The 13,766-nt window shown below is 71.2% G+C and carries 10 protein-coding genes; 5 read left to right on the top strand and 5 right to left on the bottom strand.

Going from position 1 to position 13,766, the window contains the following annotated elements:
- The first annotated feature begins 33 nt into the window (after window positions 1-33).
- The 5 genes from AQJ30_RS24725 (at window position 34) to AQJ30_RS24745 (ending at window position 3,909) form a co-directional block, all read left to right on the top strand.
- Entirely contained in the window at window positions 34-1,311 is a 1,278-nt protein-coding gene (locus tag AQJ30_RS24725) for an ROK family transcriptional regulator (protein WP_067238109.1), read from the top strand.
- 92 nt (window positions 1,312-1,403) lie between these two features.
- Entirely contained in the window at window positions 1,404-2,009 is a 606-nt protein-coding gene (locus AQJ30_RS24730; protein WP_067238111.1) for a dihydrofolate reductase family protein, read from the top strand.
- 115 nt (window positions 2,010-2,124) lie between these two features.
- The gene (locus tag AQJ30_RS24735; protein WP_067238114.1) at window positions 2,125-2,847 is read left to right on the top strand and encodes a hypothetical protein; all 723 of its coding nucleotides are present in this window, start codon (window positions 2,125-2,127) and stop codon (window positions 2,845-2,847) included.
- Window position 2,848: 1 nt separating this feature from the next.
- Window positions 2,849-3,268 carry a phage holin family protein gene (locus tag AQJ30_RS24740; protein ID WP_067238117.1) on the top strand — a complete coding sequence of 140 codons (420 nt, stop codon included), beginning with the start codon at window positions 2,849-2,851 and terminating at the stop codon, window positions 3,266-3,268.
- Entirely contained in the window at window positions 3,244-3,909 is a 666-nt protein-coding gene (locus tag AQJ30_RS24745; protein WP_067238120.1) for a DUF3618 domain-containing protein, read from the top strand. Before AQJ30_RS24740 ends, AQJ30_RS24745 begins: the two co-directional genes overlap by 25 nt.
- A 194-nt stretch (window positions 3,910-4,103) precedes the next feature.
- Here the strand turns inward: AQJ30_RS24745 and AQJ30_RS24750 are convergent, their stop codons facing one another.
- The 5 genes from AQJ30_RS24750 to AQJ30_RS24770 all read right to left on the bottom strand — a co-directional run bounded on the left by AQJ30_RS24750 (window position 4,104) and on the right by AQJ30_RS24770 (window position 13,746).
- Window positions 4,104-5,711 (bottom strand): glycoside hydrolase family 13 protein, encoded by a 1,608-nt coding sequence (locus AQJ30_RS24750; RefSeq protein ID WP_067238123.1) that lies wholly within the window; start codon window positions 5,709-5,711, stop codon window positions 4,104-4,106.
- Window positions 5,712-5,876: 165 nt separating this feature from the next.
- Complete coding sequence (locus AQJ30_RS24755; protein ID WP_067238126.1) at window positions 5,877-6,752, bottom strand: carbohydrate ABC transporter permease; 876 nt, start codon at window positions 6,750-6,752, stop codon at window positions 5,877-5,879.
- Between the two features lie 16 nt (window positions 6,753-6,768).
- Window positions 6,769-7,728 carry a carbohydrate ABC transporter permease gene (locus AQJ30_RS24760; protein ID WP_067238130.1) on the bottom strand — a complete coding sequence of 320 codons (960 nt, stop codon included), beginning with the start codon at window positions 7,726-7,728 and terminating at the stop codon, window positions 6,769-6,771.
- A 67-nt stretch (window positions 7,729-7,795) separates the two neighbouring features.
- A complete protein-coding gene (locus AQJ30_RS24765; protein WP_067238133.1) occupies window positions 7,796-9,208 on the bottom strand; it encodes an extracellular solute-binding protein in 1,413 nt (470 codons plus the stop codon).
- A 251-nt stretch (window positions 9,209-9,459) separates the two neighbouring features.
- Window positions 9,460-13,746, bottom strand: coding sequence for a discoidin domain-containing protein (locus tag AQJ30_RS24770; RefSeq protein ID WP_079084277.1), 4,287 nt, complete (start codon window positions 13,744-13,746; stop codon window positions 9,460-9,462).
- Between the last annotated feature and the right edge of the window lie 20 nt (window positions 13,747-13,766).

Here is a 13,766-nt window from a genome sequence, read left to right on the forward strand (position 1 = left end):
AGGTTGGTGGGGGGCAACGAGAGAGGACCGCAGGTGCGGCAGGCAGGAACGAACCTTCCCAAGGTCGGGCGCTACAACAGGGCCGTCGTGCTCGACCAGATCCAGCTCGCCGACGGCATCAGCCGCGTCGAGATCGCCGAGCACACCGGCCTCACACCCCAGACGGTGTCGGGCATCGTGCGCCGGCTGCTGGACGAGGGCATCGTCCGCGAGGACGGCGCGAGCAGGGTGGCCAGCGGCGGCAAGCCCCGCACCACGCTGCGCGTCAACGCCGAGGCGGGCAGCGCCGTGGGCCTGCACTTCGACCCCGTGCAGCTCAGCTGCACCGTGGTGGACCTGCTGGGCCGTCCGCTGCTCGTCAAGAGGCGGCCCACACACCCGGACGCAGACCCGCCCCAGGTCGTCAAGGCCATGGCCGAGCTGGTCGCCGACGTCCTGGCGGAGACGGGCGTCGACCGCGACAAGATCCTCGGCCTCGGACTGGCCACCCCCGGGCCGATCGACCTCGAACAGGGCGCGATCGTCGGCGCGCCGCAGCTGACCGGCTGGACCCGGGTCCCCGTGCAGCGCATGCTCAGCGAGGCGACGGGACTGCCGGTGACCCTCGACAACGACGCCACCGCGGCCGCGGTCGGTGAGCGCTGGTCGGGGGCGGGCCGGGGCGTGGCGGACTTCGCCTACTTCTACTTCGGCACCGGCGTCGGCGGCGGCCTCATCCTCAACCACCAGGTGTACCGGGGCGGTTCACTGAACGCGGGCGAGTTCGGGCACTCCTCGGTGCTGCCCGACGGCCCGGAGTGCTACTGCGGGAACCGGGGCTGTCTGGAGCGGCTGGTCAACCCCACCGCCATCGTGGCCGAGGTGCACCGCAGGCTCGCCGCCGGAGCCCACCCGGACAGCGCCCTGGCCCGGGCCTACGCGCAGGACCCCGAGGCCGTCGACCACCCCGCCATCGGTCTGGCCGCGGCCGCGGGCGACCCGGTCGCCGCCGCGGTCGTCGACGAGAGCGCCGAGCACGTGGCCTCGGTCGCGGTCGACATCGCCAACTTCCTCGACGTGGACCTGATCGTCCTGGGCGGCCACGGCATCCAGCACGTCGAGTCGCGCTACGTGGAAGTCGTCGCCGCCACGCTGGCCCGGCGCCCGCTGTCGCGGCACGTACGGGTCGTCGGCGTCGAGGCGTCCTGGCTCGGGGTGGACGCGGCGGTCGTCGGGAGTGCGGCGCTGGTGCTGCACGCCACGTACTCCCCGCAGCTGTCGGCCCTGCTGGGCACGGGGACGCCGTCGGCGGACCGGACGGGCGGCCGCTGAGCACGCGCCCCCTCGCCGGGGGGCGCCCGGCGCCGCCGCCGATGAGTTTCCGACGACCCCGCGGTCTACCTCCTCGACGAAAGGAGCGCACCATGCGCAAGGTCATCGTTTGCACGTTCCTCACCCTCGACGGCGTCATGCAGGCACCGGGCGGCCCGGACGAGGACCCCACCAGCGGGTTCGAGCACGGCGGCTGGCAGAAGCCGGTGTCCGACGACGAGGTCGGCGAAGCCATCGCCGGCTGGTACGAGCCCGCCGACGCGATGCTGCTCGGCCGCAAGACGTACGAGATCTTCGCGTCGTACTGGCCGACCGCGGACCCCGGCAACCCGTTCACCGAGCGGATGAACGCGATGCACAAGTACGTGGCCTCCCGGACCCTCACGTCCGTCGACTGGCAGAACTCCAGCCTGCTGGAGGGCGACGTCGTCGACGCCGTCCGCGCGCTGAAGGCGTCCGAAGGCGGTGACATCAACGTCGTGGGCAGCGGCGACCTCGCCCAGACCCTCATGCGGCACGGCCTCGTCGACGAGTACCGGCTGACCGTCCACCCGGTGATCATCGGCAGCGGCAAGCGGCTGTTCGCCGACGGGGCGGTCCCCACCGCACTGGAGCCGGTCAGCGTCACGACGACCAAGAGCGGCACGGTCCTCGCCGTCTACCGGACGAACGGCGAGCCGACGTACGACAGCTACTAGGGTCGCGCTGACCGCCCCGCGGATATTTTCCGACGATCGCGAGTGAATCGGGCGTATCAAGTCACTCGTCACCAAAGGTTCATGAACGGCATGCACCGGTGGTGAGGAGAGCGGCATGAGTCAGTCCGTACCGGAGAACAGCGGAAGGCTGCAACAGGTCGGGGAGTCGGTCCGGGCGGAGACGACTGCCACGGCCGGCCAGACGCGCCAGGCCGCGGGCCAGGTCGCGAGCACGGCCGCGGAGCAGGCGAAGACCGTCGCCGACGAGGTACGGCAGCAGGCCGGCTCGGTCGTCGGGGACCTGCGGGGCCGCGTCATGGACGAGGCCGAGGGGCAGACCAAACGGGCCGCCGGGGTGCTGCGGCAGTGGGCCCACGACCTCGCCGAGCTGGCGGACAACGCCCCCGGGGACACCCCCGCGCGCAGTCTCACCGCGCAGCTGGCCGACCGCGGGCACCGCGCGGCCGACTACGTGGACCAGCACGGCGTCGAGGGCATCGTCGGCGACGTCCAGCGCTTCGCCCGACGGCGCCCGGGGCTGTTCCTGGGCGGCGCGCTGGTGGCCGGTCTGGCCGCGGGACGCCTGGGGAAGTCGGCGAGCAGGGCCGCGCAGTCGGCCGGCTCGGGGCAGGAGCAGGCCGCAGCGGCACTGCCGGCCGCGGGCACGCCGGAGCCGGACGTACCGGCGCCCGCCCCGGGCTCGGGGCAGTGGACGCCGGCCCAGCCGGCCGGGGCGACTCCCCCGCCGGCCGTTCCGCCCGTCCCCGCGGCGCCGCCGCCCGTCCCGCCCGCGACCGCCGGCCCGGCCGGCCTCACGCCTCCGCACCCGGGGGTGTGACATGGCGTCGTCCCCCCAGCCGGACCGCGCGGTCTCCTACGGCGAGGAGCCCTCCGTGGGCGTCCTGCTGTCGCGGGTGACCTCGGACCTGCAGACCCTGTTCCAGCAGGAGGTGGAGCTGGCGAAGGCCGAGGTCAAGCAGGAGGCCACCAAGGCGGGCAAGGCGGCGGGCATGTACGGCGGCGCCGGCTTCGCCGGCTACATGGTGCTGCTGTTCCTGTCCCTCGCCGCCGTCCTGGGCCTGTCCAACGTGATGGACGGTGGCTGGGCGGCCCTGATCGTCACCGCCGTCTGGGCCGTGATCGCGGGCGTGCTCTACACACAGGGCCGCTCCCGGATGCGCACCGTCTCCCCCACTCCGGAGCGGACCGTCGAAACGATGAAGGAGAACACCCGATGGGCACGTCACCCGACCAAGTGAGGGCGGAGATCAACGCCACCCGCGACCGCCTGTCCGACGACGTCAGCCGGCTCGCCGACCACGCCAGCCCCCGGCACATGGTGCGTCGCCGCACCGAGCGCGTGCGCGGCACCTTCACCGGCTTCAAGGAGCAGATCATGGGTTCGGCCTCCGACACCGCGCACGGCCTCGCGGGCGGCGCCCGCTCCGCGGCGGGCTCGCTGCAGGACGGCGCCGGGCAGGTGACCGACACGACGCGCGACGCCGCCCAGCAGGCGGGTGAGATGCTCACCCAGGCGCCCGAGCAGGCCCGGCGGCAGACCCAGGGACATCCGCTGGCCGCCGGTCTGATCGCCTTCGGCGTCGGGGTCCTGGCCTCGTCCCTCCTGCCCACGACGGAAACGGAGGAGCAGGCCGCCTCCTCGCTCGTCGAACAGGGCAAGGAGTCCCTCGAACCCGTCAAGCAGGCCGCCCTCGACTCCGCGCAGCACCTCAAGGAGCACGCCAGGGACGCGGCGCAGTCCGCGGCCGACGAGGTCAAGGGCACCGCGCAGGAGGCACTGCGCACCACCCAGGACGAGGCCCGCGACCAGGCCGGCACGGTCGCCGAACAGGCCCGCGACTCCACACAGCAGGTCACGCAGGACACCAAGCAGCAGTGAGGCCAGGGGCGTGTCGCCCGTCGGCGGAACCGCCCTCCTGCCGACGGGCCACCGTCCAGGCAGCGTTCCGTTGTGCTGCGTCCGCAGACGGTACACGTCGGCCACGGTGACGAACCCGAGAGGCAGGTCGGGGGCCGCCCCCGCGCGCGACGGGCCCCTCCTGCACACCGGTGAGGATGCGCCGCCCCCGGGGGCTACTCCGTGCGCAGCCACACCGCCGTGTCGCCCGGTAGTCCGCCGTCCGCCGTCAATGGCCCGCTGGCCAGGAGTACGCGGTCGTGGGGTGGCAGGTCCACCGGGGCAGCGGAGAGGTTGACGACGCAGAGCAGGTCGGCCGGGCGGGTAAAGGCCAGGACGTCGGCCGGTGCGGGGAGCCAGGTCAACGGGCCGTCGCCGAAGCCCGGTTCGGCGCGGCGCAGGGCCAGGGCCGTGCGGTACAGGGAGAGCATCGAGTCCGGGTCCCGGCTCTGCCGGTCGACGGCGTAGCCGGCCCAGCCCTCGGGCTGCGGCAGCCAGGGCTCCGCGCCCGGGCCGAAGCCGGCGTGCGGGGCGTCCGCCTCCCAGGGCAGCGGGATGCGGCAGCCGTCCCGGCCCGGGTCGGTGCCACCGGAACGGAAGTGCATGGGGTCCTGGATGCGGTCGAGCGGCACCTCGGCCTCGGGCAGGCCCAGTTCCTCGCCCTGGTAGAGGTAGACGGAGCCGGGCAGCGCCAGGGTCAGCAGCGCGGCGGCCCGGGCGCGCCGGGTGCCCCGTTCCAGGTCGGTGGGCGTGCCGAACGCCTTGGTGGCGAAGTCGAACGCGGTGTCCTCGCGGCCGTAGCGGGTGACCGTGCGGGTCACGTCGTGGTTGCACAGCACCCAGGTGGCGGGGGCGCCCACGGGCGCGTGCTCGGCGAGGGTGTCGTCGATCGCGCGTCGCAGCCGGCCCGCGTCCCAGGGGCAGGTCAGGAAGGTGAAGTTGAAGGCGGTGTGCAGCTCGTCGGGGCGCAGGTAGCGGGCGAAGCGCTCGGCGTCGGGGAGCCAGACCTCGCCGACGAACACGGCGCCGTACTCGTCGGCGATCCGGCGCCAGGAGCGGTAGACGTCGTGCAGCCCGTCCTGGTCGATGTACGGGTGGGGGTCGACGCCCTCGGTGAAGTCGGCGAGCGCCGGGTCCTTGACGAGCAGGGCCGCGGAGTCGATGCGCACCCCGGCCACCCCGCGTTCGAACCAGAACCTGAGGATGTCCTCGTGCTCACGGCGCACGGCCGGGTGGGCCCAGTTGAGGTCCGGCTGCTCGGGCGTGAACAGGTGCAGGTACCACTCACCGTCGGGGACCCGGGTCCAGGTGGGCCCGGCGAACTGCGACGGCCAGTCGTTGGGCGGGACTTCGCCGTCCGCGCCGCGGCCGGGGCGGAAGTGGAACAGCTCCCGCTCGGGGCTGCCCGGCCCGGCCTCCAGCGCGGCGCGGAACCATGCGTGCTGGTCGGAGACGTGGTTGGGGACGATGTCGACGATCACCCGGATGCCCATCTCGGCGGCCTGGGCGATGAGTTTCTCCGCCTCCTGGAGGGTGCCGAAGGCCGGGTCGACGGCGCGGTAGTCGGCGACGTCGTAGCCCCCGTCGACCATCGGTGAGGCGTACCAGGGGGTGAACCACACGGCGTCCACGCCGAGTTCGGCGAGGTGGGACAGTCTCGCCCGGGCGCCCGCGAGGTCCCCGGTGCCGTCGCCGTCTCCGTCGGCGAAGCTGCGCGGGTAGATCTGGTAGATGACGGCGTCTCGCCACCAGGAGTCGGTGCGGGGCGGGTGAGGGGCTGCCACGTGAAACGGTCCTTTCGGGCAGGGGTGGTGCTTCGCCGCCGGCCCGGAGGCTGCGGGGCGTCGGACGGACCGGCGGCGAAGGCATGGGTGGGGTGCGCGGTACGGGCCTGCGGCAGGGGTGCGTGGCCGTGCCGGCGGGGGCCTGGGCCCCTGGAGCGGCGGGCGTCAGCCCTTGAGGCCGCCGGCGGTGAGCCCGCTCATGATGTTGCGCTGGAACACCAGGAACAGCAGCAGCGTCGGGATGGAGGCGATGGTGAGCGCCGCGATGAGGACGTTCACGGGCACGCCGTTGGACAGCGAGTAGATGCCGACGTTGAGGGTCTGTTTGGAGGGGTCGGGCAGGGTCAGCATCGGCCACAGGAAGTCCTTCCAGATGCCGACGACCGCGAAGATCGACACCACCCCGAGGACGGGCCGGGAGATGGGCAGCACGACGGACCACAGCACGCGCATCGGGGACGCGCCGTCCATGGCGGCCGCGTCCAGCAGTTCCTGCGGGATGGAGTCGAAGAACCGCTTGAGCAGGAAGATGTTGAACGCGTTGGTGACGGACGGCAGCCAGATCGCCCACGGTGAGTTGAGCAGGTTGCGCTGCACGATCGGCACGTCGAGGACGGTCAGGTACTGCGGCACGACCAGCACCGTCGCCGGGATCATCAGCGTGGCGAGCATCATCCCGAGGATGGCCTTGCCGAACACCGGCCGCAGCCTGGACAGCGAGTAGGCGGCGGCGACGTCCAGCACGAGCTGGAAGGCGAGCGCGCCGAAGGCGTAGTACAGCGTGTTGAGCAGCAGCGTGGAGAGGTCCATGACCTCCCAGGCGTGCGAGTAGTTGCCCGGGCTGAACGACTTCGGCACCCAGGTCGGGGGCGTCTGGACCACCTCCTGGCTGTCCTTGAAGCCACTGGAGATCATCCAGTACAGCGGGCCCAGGAAGACCAGCGTGAAGCCGGTGACGACCACCGCGAACACCGTCCAGTAGACGATCTTCCCGCGGGGCCTGGCGAGCTGGGCCGGTGAGATGAGGGTGCGTTGGGACATGGCGGTCTCCCCCGGGTCACTCGTCGTCGGCGCGGCTGAGCCTGGCGTACGCCGCCGAGAAACCGGCGAGCAGGACGAGCAGGAGCAGGCCGAGCGCGGCCGCGGCGCCGTAGTTGTTGAAGTTGAAGGCGTACTGGTAGATGAGGTAGACGACCGTGGTGGTCGAGCCCTCGGGTCCGGCGCCCCCGGTGAGCAGGAACGGCTCGACGAAGACCTGCATGGTGGCGATGATCTGCATGAGCAGCATCAGCGACAGGATCAGCCGGGTCTGCGGGATGGTGACGTACCAGATCTTGCGCAGCAGGCCGGCGCCGTCGAGTTCGGCCGCCTCGTACAGCTCGCCGGGGATGTTCTGCAGCGCGGCCAGGTAGATCAGCGCGGCGCCGCCCATGTTCATCCAGGTCGCGGCGATCACGACGGACAGCATGGAGAGGTCCGCGTCCTGCAGCCACTGCTGCTCGGGCAGGTGCAGGAACCGCAGCACCTCGTTGAGCAGGCCGTACCCGGGGTCGTAGAGGTACTTGAACAGCAGCACCGAGGCGACCGGGGGCAGCATCACCGGCAGGTAGACGAGCAGCCGCAGGTAGGCCTGGCCGTGGCGGAACTCGTTGATGACGAGGGCGGCGACGAACGGCACCGCGAAGCCGAACACCAGGGCCAGCACGGTGAACAGGGCGGTGTTGCGCCAGGCCTGCCAGAACGCCGGGTCGTTGACGACCGTGGTGAGGTTGTCCAGCCCGACCCAGCGGGTGTGGCCCGACTCGGTCTTCTGGAAGGCGAGGCCGAACTCGCGGACCATCGGGTACCAGGAGAAGACCGCGAAGCACACCAGGGCGCCGATGAGGAAGGCGTGCGCGGTGAGGTTGCGGCGCAGGCTCCTGGTGAAACGGTCCCGGCTCGGCGGGGGGCCCGCCCGGCGGGGCAGGGTGCGGCGGGGGGCGTCAGTGGTGCTCGGGGTCAGGCTGGGGGCCGACATCGTCGCTCCTCGGTGCGTGCTGGCCGGCGGGGGCGGACCGCTCGGGGTCCGCCCCCGCCGGGGGCGGTCACTGGTTGGCGAGGACCTGGTTGACCTGCGACTCGGCCGTGGACAGCAGCTTGTCGATGTCGGCGTCCTTGTCGGTGAGGATGCCCGACATGACGTTGTCGAGGACCTTGTAGATCTCCTGGGCCTTCGGCGGCTCCGCCTTGCCGGCCACCGGGTTGTCCATGAAGGTCTTGAAGTTGGCGACCGGCATGGTGGCGTTGGCCGTGCGGGCGGCGTCGTCCTGCTTCTTGGACTCGCCCAGCCAGAAGTTGGGCTGCGGGACGCCGACGGGGAGCTTGTCCGCCTTGGTGCGCGCCCAGTCGAACTGGCCCTTGCCGACGGTGAGGTTCTTGTAGTTCAGCCAGGCGATCGCGGCCTTGATCTTGTCGCCGGAGATGCCCTTCTTGATCATGTAGTTGTTGCCGCCGGCCAGCGTGTTCTTGCCGCCGGGGATCGGACCCATGCCGAAGTTCTCGTAGGTGGCGCCCAGTTGCTGGACCATGTAGGCGATGTCGTCGGGGGCGGCGAGGAACATGCCGAGCTTGTCGGTGGCGATCTGCTTCTGGAGGTCACCCCACTTCAGCAGCTGGGTCTTGCCCATGCTGTCGTCCTCCCAGCGCATCGCGTGGAGGTTCTGCGCTACCTGCTTGCCGATGGCGTCGTTGAAGGCGGCCTTCTTGCCACTGGAGTCCACGACGTCGCCGCCGAGGCTGTACACGGCCGCCGTGAAGTGCCAGCCGCCGGTGTTGGCCGCGCTGTAGTCGCCGTAGCCGGCGATGCCCTTGCCGAGCCCGGCGATCTTCTTGGCCGCGGCGCGGACGTCCTCCCAGGTGCGCGGCGGGTTGTCGGGGTCGAGGCCGGCCTGGCGGAAGAGCTTGCGGTTGATGAGCAGGCCCATCGTGTAGTTGCTGGTGGGCAGCCCGTACAGCTTGCCGTCCTGCTTGAGCGAGCCGAGGACGTTCGGGTCGATGTCCTTGAGCGCGGGCACCGTCTTGTCGGTGACGTAGGCGGTGATGTCCTCGGCGCCGTCGTTGTCGAGCACCTGCGGCAGGTCGGTGAAGTACGTGTAGAACACGTCCGGCTGCGACTTGGCCTTGAGCATCGCGGTGAACCGCGGCGGCTCCAGGCACTGGCCGGGGGTAGAGCGGCCCTCGATCGTGACGTTCGGGTAGGTCTTGTTGAACGCCGCGACGTCCTCCTTCCACTCCTTCAGCTCGGCCGCCTTGGCCGCCGGCGGCATGCAGTCGATGGTGATCGTCACCTTGGTCTTCGGGTCCAGCGGCGCGGCCGGGTCCGAGGACCCGCTGCCGGAGTTGCCGCTGTCGTCGCTGCTGCTGCTCGTGCCGCAGGCGGCCAGGGCGCTGAGCGCGAGGGCGGAGACGACGACGACCGCGCCGGTGCGGCGGGTACGGCGGAGCCGGGCTGTTCTCATGGGTGGTTCCCCTTCGGCAGGAACGATGAGGTGGCCCCGTCGCCGGTGCGTGGTGGGGCGTCGCACACTCAACCACCGCCAGCAAGGGAACGCAATATCGCGCGCAGATTTCGTAATTCCTCGACAGAACATGGAAGACGGCGCTCCGTGAGGTGTCCGCCCACCGGCACACGCGGACGGGCCGGTGCAAGCCCCCCACGGAGCTCGCACCGGCCTGAGTGGACACGGCAGCGCCTGCGCGGCGCCCGCCGTCAGGGGTTGGTGTTGATCTTGAAGGTGGAGGTGGTGTTGCGGACGTCGACGGCGTTGTTGCTCATCTCGAGCCCGTTGAACGTCACTTCACCGACCGCCGGGCCCTGGCCCGGCTCGGGCATCTCGTTGGCCCACAGGCCGAAGCCGGACTTGGCGTCGAAGGCGTCACCGCTCTTGCGCGCCCCGGTGATGGAGATGTCCGTGAACACGGTGTCCTTGATCGGGTTCACCGGCTGGCCGTTGAGGTACTGCGTCTGGAACATGATGCCGCTGTAGGTGGGATCGACGATGTCGACGTGGTTCACCCGGATCCCCTGGAACACCTTCGAGGCCGAGAACAGCCAGATCCCCGGGAAGGTCTGCTGGCCCCAGAAGTGACCGCCGGCCCGCACCACGGAGATGTTCTCGAACGTCGTCGGATCGGTCCCGAAGCCGTTCATCGGATAGCCGAAGTCCAGCGAGGAGATGGTGATCCCAGAGTAGACCAGTGTGTCCGCGATGTGGATGTTGCGGAAGGTGTTGTGGTACCCGCCGTACACGGCCACGCCCGCGGCCCGCCAGGTCAGGGTGGTGCTCAGGTTCTCGAAGACGTTGTTCTTCTCGTCCGCGCCGCCCGCGTCGATCGCCGAGAACAGCGCGAAGCTGTCGTCGCCGGTGGCGCGCGCGTCGTTGTTGGTGACGAGGTTGTCGGTGGAGCCGTTGGTCATGTTGACGCCGTCGGCGAACAGGTTCCGGATCCGGGAGTTCTTGATGGTCATCCGGTCGGTGTTCGCGCCCCAGTACAGGCACACCATGTGCTCGTTCCAGACGTCGTCGATGACGATGTCCGACACGTTGGAGAAGTCGAACACCTTCCCCGGTCCGTCGATGCGCGAGGTGTAGTTGCCGAAGTAGGCGAAGCCCTTGAACACCGACCCCTTGGCCGACGCCTCCGCACGGAAGCCGATGTCCGTGTTCTCCTGCGCCGCCGGGGCGTGGAAGGTGGTGAACCAGGGGCCGGCGCCGACCACCTGCACCGCCTTGCCGTACACCTGGAACTTGCTCGACGTCTCGTAGTCGCCGGGCGGCAGGTAGACGCCGACCAGCTTGCCCGTGGTGTCCATGCGCACCTTGTCCAGGGCGTCCTGCACCGCCTGGTGCGTGAAGCCGGTGGGCACCGCGTACGTGGCCGGGTCGGGGTTGGCGACCGGGGTGGCCTGCTCCAGGTTGACGAAGTCGATCGCGTAGGTCGAGGTGTTGGCGGCGTCCTTCTGCAGCCGGATGCGGCTGCCCTTGGGCACGGTCTCGCCGAGCAGGACGTGCGCCTCGTCGTAGATGTGCCGCGGGGCCCCGGCGCTCGGCGAGTTGCCGGGTGAGGCCTCCGCGCCGTACAGCCAGGCGTACTTGGAGGTCAGCGGGAGCGCCTTCTTGAACACCCCGTCGACGTAGACGTCGAGCGTCGAGTCGATGCCCCCGCCGCCCGGCGCGTCCGGGACGGAGAAGCGGGTCACCAGCGTGTTGGTCGCCGCGCGGGTGGTGAACTCCACGTACTCGCCGGTCGCGTCGAGGCTGACCGCCTTGCGGCCGGAGGCCTCACCGGCGATGTCGCCGATGGTCCGGTTGGGGCCCACGACGGTGGCCCCGCCGCCTGCCGTGCCGTCCTCCGCCTCGTACATGTCGTACGGCATGTGGGCGCCGCGGCCGACGAACAGTGGCTGGGCGGCGCTGTTGTTGGGCCGCTTGACCGGCACCTCGTTCGCGTCGTCGGCGATCACCGTCCGCACCGTGTACGAGCCGTTGGCGGCGGTCCACGGTCCGAGCTCCACGTCCGCGGAGGCGCCGGCGGCCAGGGTGCCGCTGTACGCGCCGCTGAGGGTCTTGACGGTGCCGCCCTGGGAGTCGGTGAGGGTGAGCGTGACGCCGTGGCTGCCCGCCGCGCTGGCCTTGTTGCCCTGGTTCTTCAGCGTGACCTTGAAGGTGACGGTGTCCCCGGCCGCCGGGCTGGACGGCGTGGTGGTGACGGACGACGCCACCAGGTCGGCGCTCTCGACCGGCTTGACGACGAGCGCAGTGGGGCTGGTGTAGGTGTTGTTGGTCTCGTTCTGCTCGATCACCGCGTTGGACTCGTCGGCGACGGCGCTGAGTGGGTAGGTGCCGGCCTCGCGCCGGCCCAGGGACGCGGTGACGGTGGTCTGCGCGCCGGCCGCCAGCGGGCCGACCTGCGCGGTGGCGACCTCGGTGCCGCCCAGGCGCACGGCCAGGGAGCTCGCCGGGGCGTCGGCCGGGCCGGAGTTGCGTACGGTGGCCGAGACGGTCAGGGGGTCCGACTCCACGGGCGCCGCGGGCGACACGGTCAGCCCCGTGACCTCCAGGTCGGGGTTGGGTGCGGGGACGCCGATCACCTGGAACTCGGCGAGCTGCCCGGCGGACGAGCCGGAGTTGGCCGTGAACTTCAGCTGGACGTCGGCCACGCGGGCCGCGACGGGCACCGTGACGCTGTTGCCGTCGGCCGGGTCGAAGGTGTAGCCCTTCGCGGCCACCAGGGAGGTGAAGCCGTCGGCCTTCTGCTCCCGGCCGAGGACCTCGATGGTCTGGGTGCGCCGGGACCAGGCTGCGTCCGGGTTGAGCTTGAGCACCAGGTGGTCCAGGTCGGCGTTGGCACCGAGCTTGACGGTGAGGGTGTTCGGGTAACTGCCGCCCGCGCCCTCCCAGTAGGTGCTGAGGTCGTTGTCGTCGGCGTTCTCCGCGACGTAGGTGTGCACCACGGAGGAGGCGCTGATCGGCTTGCCGACGGCCAGGTTGGAGCCGCCACCGCCGGTGCCGTTGCGGGTGACGCTGTTGCTCGGCGCCGACTGGTTGCCGGCCGCGTCCCTCGCCCGCACCGCGTAGGTGACGGTGCTCGTCGCGGGCTGGGTGTCGGTGTACGTGGTGACGTCGCCCGTGACCGTGGCCCGCAGGCCGTTGTTGGCGTAGATCTCGTACGTCGCCACGCCGACGTTGTCGGTGGAGGCGGTCCAGGTCAGCTTGATCTTCCCGGCGCCGGGTTCGGTGAGGGCGAGGCTGCCGGGCGCGGTCGGCGCCTGGGTGTCGCCGGTGTCGCCCTTGCGGGTGACGGTGGTGCTGTTGGCGGACTGGTTGCCCGCCGCGTCCCTCGCGCGCACGTAGTAGGACACGGTCTCGGCGGCGGGCCGGGTGTCGGTGAAGGTGGTGACGTCCCCGCCGACGCTGCTGAGCAGGGAGCCGTTCGCGTAGACGTCGTAGCCGGTCACCCCGACGTTGTCGGTGGCGGCGTTCCAGGTGAGGCGGATCTGCCCGGTGGCCGGCTCGGTGAGGGCGAGTCCGGCCGGGGCGCTGGGCGCCTGGGTGTCGCCGCCCTCCGGGCCGTAGACCTCCAGTTCGGAGATCTGGGCGGCGGGCTGGACCGTGTTGGCCGTGACCAGCACGCGCATGTAGCGGGTGGTGGTGGCGTCGAAGGAGATCGTGGCCGCGTTGCCGCTCGCGGGGTCGAAGCCGTACGCCTTGGACGCCGTGAGGTCGGTGAAGTCGCTGCCGTTGGTGCTGCCCTGGATCTTCAGCGTCTGACTGCGGGTCTCCCAGGCGGCGGGCAACTTCAGCACGACGCGGTCGATCCGCACGGAGGAGCCGAGGTCGGCCTGGAGCCACTGCGGCAGGGCGTTGTTGGAGCTCTCCCAGTACGTGGCACGGTTGCCGTCGTTGGCGTTGGCCGCGGCGTAGACCTGCGTGGTGCTGCTGGCGGTCAGGGTGCGGCCGGCGGCGAGGTTGGCCGACGACCCGGTGGCGGCGTGCACCTCGAGCTCGGACAGCTGCGCCGCCCGCCAGCCGGTGTTGGCGGTGACGGCGATCCGCACGAACCGGGCCTGCGTTGCCGGGAAGGCGACCGTAACGGTGTTCGCGGAGGCGGGGCTGAAGGTGTACGTGGCGCTGGTCTTCAGGGTGGCGAAGCTGGTCCCGTCGGCGCTGCCCTGCACGGAGAGGGTCTGGTCTCGGCTCTCCCAGCCCGCGGGCAGCTTCAGGACGACCTCGTCGACGCGCTCGGTGGTGCCCAGGTCGGTCTGCACCCACTGCGGGAGCCCGGAGCCCGCGCTCTCCCAGTACGTGCCCTGGTTGCCGTCGGTGATGTTCGGTGCCGCGTACCCGCTCTGGGCGCTGCTCGCCGACGCGGGGTCGCCGAGCGCGAGATTGGGGCCCCCGGCGGCCCGGGCGGCGAGCACGGGGCCGCCCAGGGTCAGGAGGCTGGTCACGATCACGGTGCTCAGGGCCCGTGATCTCCATCGGTGGAATGTCATCGGTCCTCGATCTCTCCCGG

Origin of the sequence: Streptomyces longwoodensis, from assembly GCF_001514125.1 — a bacterium.
Lineage (GTDB): Bacteria > Actinomycetota > Actinomycetes > Streptomycetales > Streptomycetaceae > Streptomyces > Streptomyces longwoodensis.